The following is a 12,543-nucleotide window of genomic DNA, read 5'->3' on the forward strand; positions in this document are numbered from 1 at the left end:
CAGCAATGGGGGATTCATGCCAGAAAAAGACTATACTTCTTACTTTTTTCTGAGAAATAAGAATTATCAGATTACGATTCCTCTTACAACGGCAATCTGTCTCATTCTTTTGATTCTGATTGAACATCTTGGCGGGCAGACGGATTTCACTTTTCATGGCTGGCTTGTCCACAATATCCGCGTCTACCTGCAGATTATTCCTGTAATGCTCCTCACTTCTCTCTCCGGTTATGCTGTCGGTTCGCTTGTGGTGCTATTATTCTTCATCATTGAAACGATAACGGCGCACATGTTTCCGTACCACACGTTCATTCTTCTGCTCTCTTCCCTGATTGCTAACTTTCCAATCTTTCATAACTGGTACAAAAAAATCTGGACTACAGTTCTTGCGCATTTCATTTTTTCAATTTTTCTTGGCAACGTCTGGCACATTCTCTTTGCCATTCTCGAAGACAGGGATATTCTGCTCCAGGCAGAACTCTTCCATTTTACGCTGGCGGCTGTTCCTTCATTCGTCGTCTGTGCATTTTGTTTTCTATATTATAACTGTTTTCCTGAGAAGATTAAAAATCTTTTTTTTGCGAGCGTTTATGAATCCGAAGAACTCAGGCTGTTAAAATCAGTCCTTGCGCGAAAAAAGGGGCGGCAAATTCGTCAAAAACTTTCTAATCTCATCATACTTGAAGCACTTGTCCTCCTTGTGGCAGGTTTTGCATTCTCCAATACACTTCTTGAGCAGTTCAGAAATGTCACAAGCTGGCAGCAGGTTGTTTTTGCAACCCGGCTTATCGTTCTCATGATGATTGTTGCCACCCCGCTGATTCTTTTTGCATTTTCTTACACGAACATTTCAATCAGTCACCCCCTTCAGCTCATGGCAAAAGCCGTCGAGGACTCAAATCTCTGCAACATGACCGAGCACACGAGGGACCTTCCCCGGCTCGACATCAAGGCACTCAACATCAAGTCGAAGGACGAAATCGGAATCCTTTATGAAACCCTCGTAGACATGCTTTCAACCACCGAAAGCTACATCAAAAACCTCGAACGCTCCCAGCTTCTGGAAACCCAGCTGGCAACGGCAAAGGCGGCAAGCAAGGCCAAGTCGGAATTCGTCTCAAACATGTCGCATGAAATCCGAACTCCAATCAACGCCGTTCTTGGCTTGAACGAAATGATTCTCCGGGAAAGCAAGGATGACGAAATCACCGGCTATTCCCGCGACATCGAAAACGCAGGAAAGAGCCTTCTCAGCATCGTAAACGACATCCTCGACTTCTCAAAAATCGAAGCGGGCAAGCTTGAAATCATCCCGACAAACTACGACCTGAGCACGTCAATCAACGATCTGGTCAACATGATTTCAAAACGGGCCAAAGACAAAAATCTCGTCCTCAAGGTTAATGTCGATGAGTCCACGCCCCATCTTCTTTACGGCGACGACGTCCGAATCAAGCAGTGCTGCCTTAACCTGCTCACAAACGCAATCAAATACACCAACGAGGGTTCGGTTTCCCTTTCAATCACCGGCAGCAAGGTCGATTATTCTCACGTCATGCTGACAGTTCATGTAGTTGACACGGGAATCGGCATCAAGGACAAGGACATTCCAAAGCTCTTTACGGCCTTTCAGCGAATCGAAGAAGAAAAGAACCGCACCATCGAGGGAACAGGCCTTGGCCTCAACATCGTACAAAGTCTTCTATCCCTCATGGATTCCCGCCTTGAAGTCGTCAGTATGTACGGCGAGGGTTCCGATTTCTATTTCTCTATTTTACAAGGAGTTATTGACTGGGAACCAATCGGTGACTTCAAAGAAACCTCTAAAAAAGCCGTTGAAAACAAAAAAGGCTACCACGAGCTTTTCACGGCTCCAAAGGCAAGGATTCTCGTCGTTGATGACACTGAACTCAATCTTACGGTCGTCCGGGGCCTGCTCAAACAGACTCAGATTAATGTAGACACTGTAATCAGCGGTTACGATGCCCTTGAAGCCCTTCAAAAAGAACACTATGACATTGTTTTTCTTGACCACCGTATGCCTGGCATGGACGGAATTCAGACTTTCGAAAATATGCTCCGGCTCGAAGGAAACAAGAGCAAGGGAGTTCCTGTAATCGCCCTCACCGCAAACGCAATATCCGGTGCAAAGGAAATGTATCTTTCCAAAGGTTTCACGGACTACATGACCAAGCCAATCGAAGGCAAAAATCTTGAGGAAATGATTTTAAAATATCTGCCGGAAGATTTAATCGAAGACGTTGAAATCAAGATGGACGACGAAATCATGACCCTCGACGAGAACGGCGAAATCGAGGCAAACAAGGCAAGAGCCGAAAAAGAAAAATTCTCGGTCATAAAAGGGATTAACGTTGACGACGCCCTCAAATACACCGGCGGGGCTGACATTCTGGAAGCAACCCTCAAGGAATTCTACAAGAACATTGAGAAAAATTCCGACCGAATCCAGGAATTTGTCGTTGAGGAAGACTGGCGCAACTACACGATTCTGGTTCACGCCCTAAAATCTTCTGCCCGCCTGATTGGAGCCTCAAAACTCTCTGACGATGCAAAATATCTGGAAAAATGCGGAGACGACGAGAACATTTCGGAAATCATCAAAAAAACTCCGCCCCTGCTGGAACTTTACCGCTCCTACACAGAAAACCTCGCTCCCCTCTGCGCTGAGTCCCAGGATGACTCAAACAAGGAAGAAATGCCTCTGGAGCAATACGCGGAGGCCGTCAAGAACATCAAGGAATGTATCGAAGCATTTGACTTTGACACGGCCGATCAGATTGTAGCAATGATGAAGGATTTCAAAATCCCTGATGAAAAGAAGGATCATTTCGCCCAGCTGATAGAAGCGATTTCAGAAGTTGACAGAGACAAAATCCTAAAAATCGTGATAGAATAATCTTCTATGGCAGATTATCACGTATTTGACCCGGCCCCGGAAGGCACGCCGGTTGCTAATTTTGTTCATCTTCATGTTCATTCGGATTATTCTTTGCTCGATTCCTGTGCCAAGCTCGATGATTTGGTCGCCAAGGCCAAAAGGCTCAACATGCCGGCACTTGCGCTCACTGACCACGGAAACATGTTCGGTGCCCTCAACTTTGAGCATCTCTGCCATGTAAACGGTATCAATCCGATTGTAGGCGAAGAATTTTACGTCGCTTACGGCTCTCACCTCGAAAAAAATTCCGTTCCATATTCACACAAGGGCGAGGACGGAGACCGGCAGGCCCGCTACTTCCACCTGATTCTTCTCTGCGAAAACGAAACCGGCTACAAAAACCTGAGCTGGCTTTCATCAATCGCCTACACGGAAGGAACCTGGTACAAACCCCGAATCGATTTTGAACTTCTCGAAAAATATCACGAGGGCTTAATCTGCTGCTCTGCCTGTATCGCGGGCGAACTTCCCCAGCTTTTGCTCGCCAACAAGGACGAAGAAGCAAAAGAGCTTGCCTTAAAGTACAAAAATCTTTTCGGCCCCGACCACTATTACATCGAATTGCAGGACCACGGCCTCGAAGACCAGAAAATCGTCAACAAAAAGCTGATTGAACTGGCTCACGAACTTGATATTCCTCTTGTCGTTACCAACGATATTCACTATATCGAAAAAGAAGACTGGGAAGCCCAAGACTGTCTGCGCTGTATCGGCTTTAAAAAGAACATGAACGAGCCTCACCAGACAATGGGCGGCGAAAAACACGAGTGGTATTTCAAGACCGAGGAAGAAATGCGTCTTCTCTTCCCGGACTGCCCGGAAGCCTACGACAACACGATCAAAATCGCAAACATGTGCAACCTTACGATTCATCAGTACAAGACGATGGAACTCAAGGGCACTTTGCCGCGATTTGCCCTGCCGGAAGAATTCCAGACTCACGGCGAAGATTACGCCAAAAACCAGGACGACTACATGCGCCACCTCGTCGAAAAGGGCCTGCGTATGCGTTACAAGGAAATCACGCCTCAAATCCGCCAGCGCTGCGAATACGAAATGGCAATCATTTTGAAGATGGGCTTTTCCGGCTACTTCCTCATCGTCTGGGAATTCATCAACTGGTCAAAATCAACTTATGACAACGTAAACAACCGCCCCAAGCCTTACATGCCGATTGGTCCGGGACGAGGTTCGGGCGCGGGTTCTTTGGTTGCCTACTGCCTTACGATTACGGACATCGATCCTTTCCGCTACAAACTGATTTTCGAACGATTTTTGAATCCTGAGCGAGTCTCCATGCCGGACTTCGACGTTGACATGGACTTCGACTACCGCCAGGACATCATCCAGCACACCCGCGATTTGTACGGAGACAAAAAAGTCGGTCACATCGTCACATTCGGTACCTTAAAGCCAAAAAACGTAATCGCCGACGTTGGCCGCACTCTGGGCATTCCTCTTTCCGAAGTCAACATGCTCAAATCAAAAGTTTCCGAAAACTTAAAGGCCAAGCTCAAGAACTGCTTTGAGCCGCCGACAGAAAAATTCCAGGACGGCGGTCAGCTCGCAGAATTCCGCCACGATCCGCGCTACGAAAAGCTCTTCGACCTTGCAATCAAGCTTGAGGGCTGTAAGCGAAACACAGGACTCCACGCATCGGGCATGGTTATCGGCCTCACCGAGCTTCCTAACTGGGCTCCGGTCTTCATGGATTCCAGAACGGGCAAAGTCGGCGTTCAGTACACGATGGACATCATCGAGCCGTGCGGACTCGTAAAATTCGACTACCTGGGTCTCAAAACCCTTTCCCTCATCCGCTATGCCGAAAATATCATCAACAAGCATAAAAAGCCTGGCGAACCTGACTTTATCTGTGCAAAAGTGAGCGAAACTGACCCCAAAACATTCGAACTCTTTAAGCGGGGCGACTCTGCTGCCGTCTTCCAGTTTGAATCTCCGGGCATGCAGAAAATCTTGCGCCAGTTCCAGCCTGAAAAGCTCGAAGATCTGGTTGCCTTGAACGCCCTTTACCGACCGGGCCCGATGGACTGTATTCCGGACTACATCGACGGAAAATGGAAGCCGGAGACAATTCACTATCCTGACCCATGTCTTGAGCCGATTTTGAAGGAAACTTACGGCGTTATGGTCTATCAGGAACAGATCATGCAGGTTTCCCAGAAAATTGCGGGCTTCTCCCTTGGTGGCGCGGACATGCTTCGCCGAGCCATGGGTAAAAAGAAGCCTGAAGTCATGATGGGCAAGAAAAAGGAATTCGTCGAAGGTGCCGTTGCCCAGGGATTTGAAGCAAAACACGCCGAGGACATCTTTGAAATCATGATTCCATTCGCTGGCTACGGTTTCAACAAGTCTCACGCGGCTGCATATTCAGTCCTCGCATATCGCACAGGCTGGCTCAAGGCAAACAAGCCTGCTGAATTCATGGCGGCCAACCTTACAAACGAAATCACTTCCACGGACGGTTTGCCGGCCTACATCGCAGAAGCCCGAAGAATCGGAGTTCCTGTCGATCCGCCTGACGTAAACCGCTCGGACTCAATTTTCGACGTCGTTGACGGCCACATCGTTTTTGGTTTCAAGGGAATCAAGGGCATGGGCGACAGGGCTGCCAGGGCAATCGTTTATGAGCGCGAGCAGAACGGCCCTTACAAGGATTTCATGGACTTCCTGATTCGAGTCATCAAAGTCAAGGAAATTCCAGGCGAAGAAAAGAGCGAGGAAGAAGGAAAATCAATGAGGCAGACCGCAATCAACAAAAAAGCGGTTGAAGTCCTCATTAAATGCGGCGGCTTCGACAATCTTGACCAGAACCGCCCGACACTGATTTCAAACCTCGACCGGGCCTACGCCTATGCAGAAAAAATCGCCTTTGGTGCTGATGACGGACAGCTTTCCCTCTTCGGCGACACGGACGAAAAGGAATACGCTGACTTTGTTTTTGAAAAGGTAGAAGACTGCTCACGACTCGAAAAGCTCAACATGGAAAAAGACCTGATTGGCTGTTATGTTTCGGGACATCCTCTCGATGATTACAAGAAAGCCTACGAAAAGGCAACGGTCAACTCGCTCACAATCAATCGTGTTGCAAAGGACGACAAGGCTGAAAAGGAAGCCATGGCAGCCAGCGGCAGAAATCCTTGGCAGATGCGGAACGCAGGCCGGGTTCAGTCTGCGGTGGGAATGCTCATGGAACTCAGGCAGATTAACACGAAAAAAGGCGATCAGATGGCCTTCGCAAAACTTCAGGATTACAACGGCTCATTCGATTTGACTTTCTTCCCGAAGACTTGGGCTAGCTTAAAAGACAAAATCGAAAACGACAAGATTTACGCTTTCAAGGGCAAAATCGACTCAAGCCGCGAAACTCCGAGTATGCTGGTTGATTCAATCGAAGATCCGAATGTCCTTCAGGAAAAGGCGATCGAAGAAATCCACATTCAGGTTGATGGAAATTTCGCTGATGAAAGGCAGATTTTCGGCCTCAAGGAATATCTTTTCGGTGCCAACGGAACCTGTTCGGTCTATTTCCACATCGACACGCCTAGTGACAATTATATCGTCAAGGCATCGAACCAGCTGCAGGCTCCGGCAACCAAGGAATTTCTGGAAGACTTGAAGGGTATTCCTCTCGTAAAAGATGTCTGGTGCGTATAAAAAATTCTTTGTCTTTTTGCAGAGAAAGCATTATATTTTTTATATGAATATTTTTTCTATTTTGGCTTCAGTAGTCTCAATTTATACATTGCTTTGTTTTATCCGCATCATGCTCAGCTGGTTTCCAGGTGCTGAATATTCTAAATTCGGCATGGTTCTCCGTCAGATGTGCGACCCCTACCTCGATATTTTCCGCCGCTTCCGTTTCCTGCGCTTTTCTTCCTTTGATTTTACTCCGGCCATCGCGCTTTGTATCCTCATGGCGGCACAAGCCTTTTTCACAAGTCTTGCAACAGGAGTTGGCTTCCGCCTCTCAACGATTCTTGCAATGCTGGTAATGCTCGTCGGAAACATCTTCACTTCGGTTTTGGGCTTCCTGGCTGTAATCATTCTTGTCCGCCTGATTGTCTATCTTTTTATTGGCGACGGTCAGGGTTCTTATTCAATCTGGACTGCCATGGACAGGGCAATTTCACCGATAATTTTCCGAATCGCAGGAATCTTCTTCAAAAACAGCACGATTTCCTTTGTAAAGGCCCTTGTCACTTCATTCATCACGCTGGTCGTCTTCTCAGCTGTTATTACATACGCAATCCGAATTTTGGGAACACTGATCAGTTTAATTCCTTTCTAAAAAATCTACCGTCTGGAGGTCGTAATGCACATTTCTGAATTAAATAATTCCATTTCGACTCTCCCAGGCATCGGCCCCAGCAAGCAGGCTCTCTTTTCCCGCCTCAATATCTTTACGATTGCTGACCTGCTTCAGTTTTACCCCCGCGATTACGAAGACCGCACGCAAAAATCCACGATTGCCCAGTCCATGCAGAATCAGACCGGAAAAGTCCACACGATTGCCCAGATTGTCGGCCATGAATGGTTCGGCTACGGCAAAATGAAGACCTTGAAGCTGATTGCAAGCGACGGAAGCGGACTCGTGGAGCTGGTGGCATTCAACCGCCCCTTCATGGAAAAAACTCACCCGGTCGGTCAGATTGCAGCCCTCACGGCAAAATGCGAAATCAAATACGGAAAATATCAGTCAACTTCCTTTGAACTTGAAAAAATCTCGGACGGCGGTGAACTTTCTGCTTTTGAAGGAATTGCCGTTCCCAACAGCAAGGTTTTCCCGATTTATCCGCTCACAGAAGGACTCACCAACAAAATCCTGACCAAAACGATTCAGGCAGCTTTCAAGCAGTTTTCGCTGGGCCTGGAAAATGACCTTCCAGCTCAAATCATCGAAAAAAGACACCTGCTTTCCAAAAAAGACGCAATCCGCCAGATTCACTTTCCAAAAACGCTTTCCGAGGCAATCGGAGCGAGAAACAGCCTGGTCTTTGAGGAACTTTTTTTATTCCAGAAAACTCTGGCTGAGCGGGCAATCGCCCACCGGGGAAAATTGCCAAGAATCGAAGTTGATACCGCAGAAAGCACACAAAAGCAAGTTTCCGAAGAAGAATTTGTCGCAAATCTTTCGACAAGGCAAAAAAATCTTCTTGCCCGACTACCTTACAAGCTCACGCCCGATCAGATGAGCGTAATAGCCCTCATGAACGAGGACATTGACCGAAATTATGGTTTTTATGGGGGCGTTGCGGGGGTAGCCCCCGCAGAGAGGGGAGCGACCAACGAAGTGGGGGCGTGGGGGGAGACTTCCCCCTCTCACTCTTCTCTTCCACACTTCTCCATGCGCACTCTCCTTCAAGGCGACGTCGGCTCCGGAAAAACACTCGTCTCATTCTTCGCGGCCCTGCGCGTGATTGATTACGGAGGTCAGGTCGCCCTCATGGCTCCAACAGAGCTTTTAGCCCGCCAGCACGCCGAAAATGCCGCAAAACAGCTTGAGGCGGTTGGCGTAAGCGTTGCATATCTTACCGGCAACATCAAGACAAAGGGGCGCGACAATCTTCTTGCAGCCCTCAAAAAAGGCGACATCAATCTCGTAATCGGAACCCACGCCCTTTTCTCAAAAAACGTCCAGTATCACGACCTTGCCCTCGCAATAATCGACGAGCAGCACCGTTTTGGCGTAATGCAGAGGTCGGCAATCCTGGACAAAGGCCGCACTTCCGTAGTCGCTACTGACAAATACGCCCAGCCCCCTTTCCGCGAGCCAAATCTTTTGATGATGAGCGCAACTCCGATTCCTCAGACCCTGGCCCTCACAGTCTTCGGCGACCTCGACGTGCGCACAATCCACACGATGCCCCAAGGCAGAAAGCCAGTCGTCACTTATCTTTCAAAAGCCGGAAACGAGCGCAACGCATACGAAGCCGTCCGCAAGGAACTCAATGCCGGACATCAGGCATATTTTGTCTACCCGGCAATCGAAGGAAATCTGGACTCAGGAGAATTCGGCTCGGATTCATTTGGCAAACAGAGCCTCAAATCCGCAGAAGAAAGCTTTAACTTCCTGCAAACTCAGGTTTATCCAAATTACAAGTGCGCGCTGATTCATTCAAAAATCGACGAGGAAAGTCAAAATCAGATTTTACAGGATTTCCGCGAGAACAAGATTCAGGTTCTCGTGGCAACAACGGTCGTAGAGGTTGGAGTTGATGTTCCGAATGCGACCTGCATGGTAATCGAACAGGCAGACAGATTCGGTCTGGCAGCCCTGCACCAGCTGCGGGGACGGGTCGGCCGAGGAAAGGCCCAAAGCTACTGTTTTTTGATTTACCGCTCAAACATCACGGAAAACGGAATCGCCCGCATGAAGGCCCTCCACGAAACAAGCGACGGCTTTAAAATCGCCGAAGAAGACCTGAGACTGCGAGGCCCCGGCGAAATCACCGGCACAGCCCAAAGCGGCGACCTAGAATTCAAAATCGCCAACCTGGCAAGAGATGAAAAAATTATGAAAGAAGCAAGAATCGAGGCGTTTTCTATAATAAGCCAAGAAGAAGTCGATTCATAGCCAGGTGATGCATAAAAAAACGGGCGGAGTCGGGGTTGCGGCACGAAATCGCCTGAGCTTTGCTCACTGCGATGTTCAGGACGCGTTCCCGACGGGAGCCCGTTTTTTTTAAGCTACGTACGCTTCCAATCGTCTTCTTCTCGACGGTGACTGCAACATCTGAACCGCGCCCTTTTCAATCTGACGGATTCTCTCTTTTGTGAGGCCACATGCATCGCCAATCTCTTTGAGAGACATTGCTTTGTAACCGCCCAAGCCGTATCGCATACGAAGAACACGCTCTGCCTTTGGCTTGAGGGTTTTGAGTGCACCTTCGACGTCGTTTTTGAGGGCAGATTCCATTGCGGCCTGCTCCGGAGTCGGGTTGATTTCGTCTTTGTAAATGTCGCCCATGACGGCATCGCTCTTTGTTGAGTCAATCGGTGCGTCCAGGCTGAGCATATCGCGGTTAAAGTTAAGCAGATTTCGGACATAGCCGGCTTCCATTCCCAGGATTTTTGCGATTTCTGTAATCTGCTCGTCCTCTGCCATGTCAGTCTCAACCATTGTGCGGGCTTTTTCAATCTGGTAAAGCTCGTTGACCTTGTTCATCGGCAGGCGGATAGCACGGCTTCGGTCATAAATTGCCTTCTGGATGCTCTGACGAATCCACCAGACGGCGTAAGAAATGAATTTGTATCCTTTTGACACATCAAAGTGGTCTACGGCAGTCATAAGCCCCAGGTTGCCCTCACTGATTAAGTCCATCAGCTCAAAGCCCCGGCCCTGATAAGTCTTTGCGATAGCCACAACGAAGCGGAGATTTGCGTTTACAAGCTTGTTTTTTGCAGATTTTGAGCCATTTCGTGCTTTTACAGCCAGTTCCTTCTCTTCTTCCGCAGTCAAAAGCGGAACCCGGTTGATATCTTTGAGGTAAAGGTCCATCATTTCGTCGTCAAATTTCATAGCAAATCTCCTGTAAGTTTCGTTTTTTACATATAAAATATAGCAAGTTTCGTGCCAACTTCTTTAAAATCAAAGAGTTAAAATGAAAATTCGCGAATTTGGGCGTTTCCTTGAGCCTGTAAAAACCCGTAATACGACTTTTTACAGGCTCAAGGCCGGGTCTTCCGGGGTTCCGCTTTTTTTTTCTTAAATTTTGCCCCGCATGGAGGCGGGTAAAAGCAAGTTAAACCCGCAAGAATTTTGTTTTACAAAATTCTTGTCGCGACACGATGTCGCAACTCCCTAACGCGTCGGCTGATTATTGTCTTTCCGAACTTGTTTCGGAATCTTTGTGTCAAAATAACACACCGGCTCGGTTCAGATTCTTTTCTGTATCATTTTGACACACAGTATTTTTCTTCTATAAATTAGAAAAAATTTGACAATACAAAAAACTAGATTTACAATTTAAACAAAAAAAGCCGCTTGAGAAGTTAAAAAAAGCTCCCCATCCAGCTTAGGAGGTTTTATGGTAACATTTTTTGTTGCACTGGCCATCCTTATTGGTGGCTACTTCGTTTATGGTTCTCTCGTTGAGAAAATTTTCAAGCCCACGGACAATCCCACGCCGGCTGTTGCCAATCCAGACGGCGTAGACTATGTTCCGATTCCAGCAGCAAAGGCTTTTTTAATCCAGCTGTTGAATATCGCAGGTCTTGGCCCGATTTTCGGTGCTATTTCCGGTGCAATGTGGGGCCCTAGCGTTTATATCTGGATTGTAGCGGGTACGCTGCTTGCCGGTGCAGTCCACGATTTTACAGCAGGTATGCTCTCCGAGCGAAACGATGGTGCTTCAATCTCCGAAGTCACTGGAAAATATCTTGGCCCTGTAATGCACAATGTAATGCGTGTGTTCTCGGTTGTTCTTCTTGTTCTGGTCGGCGTTGTATTCATGGTCGGCCCTGCAGGTCTTCTTGCAAAACTTACCCCAGGCATGAGCGTAAAACTTTGGACAATCATCATCCTCTGTTATTACTTCCTTGCCACCCTTCTTCCAATCGATAAAATCATCGGTAAAGTCTATCCATTCTTCGGTATTCTTTTGATTCTCATGGCAGTCGGCATCATCATCGGAACAATGATTCATTCTGGCGAGCGTCCAATGATGGAGCTTACTCTCAAAAACCTTTACCCAGGAAATGTTGACGGAACAGGCGTTAAACCAATCTGGCCGCTCATGTTTATCACCGTAGCTTGTGGTGCAATCTCCGGCTTCCATGCAACTCAGTCACCAATCGTCTCTCGCTGTATCAAGAGTGAAAAAGAAGGCCGCAGGATTTTCTACGGTGCAATGGTCGCAGAAGGCATCATCGCTCTCATCTGGGCTAGTGCAGCAGTAGCATTCTTCTGGAACAAAGACGGAAGTGGCTCTGGTCTTTCTGCCCTCAAAGCAATCGGCGGCGGAAACTCAAGCTCAGTCTACGAAATGTGTGTTGCATTGCTCGGTAAAGTCGGCGGCCCGATCGCATTGCTCGGCGTAATCGTCTGTCCTATCACATCTGGCGACACTGCTTTCCGAAGCGCACGAATGACAATTTTCGATTGGTTCAAGCTCGATGAAAAGAAAATCAAAGTTCGGCTCAGCGCGGCAATTCCGTTGCTTCTTATCGGCTACGCAATTTCTTTCATCAACTACAATGTCGTATGGCGATACTTCTCATGGTCTAATCAGACTTTGGCAATGATTGTTCTTTGGGCAGGGGCTGTTTATCTCGCAACCAACTACGAGAACAAAAACCGCTGCTGGATCGCCGCAATTCCGGCAACATTCATGTCAGCAGTATCAATCACCTATTTGATGTATGCCCCAGAATGTATCAACCTCGGAGCCAAAGGCGCAACAGGCCTCACAATCTCATACACAGTAGGTGTAATTGCAGCAGTAGTATTCCTAGCAATCTTCCTCTTTACCACCTACCGCAACCCAGCCGCAAGCCTCGAACGACAGAAGGCAGTAGTTATTGGTAGAAAATAAACGGAAAATTACCGACCACTACAAAACAAG

General features: G+C 47.8%; 6 protein-coding genes. 5 read left to right on the top strand and 1 reads right to left on the bottom strand.

The genetic code is table 11. From position 1 onward, the window contains the following. The first annotated feature begins 16 nt into the window (after positions 1-16). Genes HNP76_RS00620 through HNP76_RS00635 form a run of 4 tightly spaced genes read left to right on the top strand, consistent with a single transcriptional unit; the run spans position 17 to position 9,554 of the window. On the top strand, positions 17-2,917 hold the full coding sequence (locus tag HNP76_RS00620; protein ID WP_184656411.1) for a response regulator: 2,901 nt from the start codon (positions 17-19) through the stop codon (positions 2,915-2,917). Positions 2,918-2,923: 6 nt separating this feature from the next. Then, positions 2,924-6,634 (top strand): DNA polymerase III subunit alpha, encoded by a 3,711-nt coding sequence (gene dnaE, locus HNP76_RS00625; protein ID WP_184656413.1) that lies wholly within the window; start codon positions 2,924-2,926, stop codon positions 6,632-6,634. A gap of 43 nt (positions 6,635-6,677) precedes the next feature. Continuing rightward, positions 6,678-7,268 (top strand): YggT family protein, encoded by a 591-nt coding sequence (locus HNP76_RS00630; protein WP_184656415.1) that lies wholly within the window; start codon positions 6,678-6,680, stop codon positions 7,266-7,268. Between the two features lie 24 nt (positions 7,269-7,292). After that, positions 7,293-9,554, top strand: a complete 2,262-nt coding sequence (locus HNP76_RS00635; RefSeq protein WP_184656417.1) for an ATP-dependent DNA helicase RecG — start codon at positions 7,293-7,295, stop codon at positions 9,552-9,554. Positions 9,555-9,662: 108 nt separating this feature from the next. Here HNP76_RS00635 and HNP76_RS00640 read toward each other — a convergent pair whose 3' ends face one another. After that, complete coding sequence (locus HNP76_RS00640) at positions 9,663-10,499, bottom strand: sigma-70 family RNA polymerase sigma factor (RefSeq protein ID WP_184656419.1); 837 nt, start codon at positions 10,497-10,499, stop codon at positions 9,663-9,665. 508 nt (positions 10,500-11,007) lie between these two features. On the opposite strand from HNP76_RS00640, the gene HNP76_RS00645 reads away from it, so the two are divergent. After that, positions 11,008-12,513 (top strand): carbon starvation CstA family protein, encoded by a 1,506-nt coding sequence (locus HNP76_RS00645; RefSeq protein WP_184656421.1) that lies wholly within the window; start codon positions 11,008-11,010, stop codon positions 12,511-12,513. The last annotated feature ends 30 nt before the right edge of the window (positions 12,514-12,543 follow it).

It is taken from the genome of Treponema ruminis, from assembly GCF_014201975.1.
GTDB lineage: Bacteria > Spirochaetota > Spirochaetia > Treponematales > Treponemataceae > Treponema_D > Treponema_D ruminis.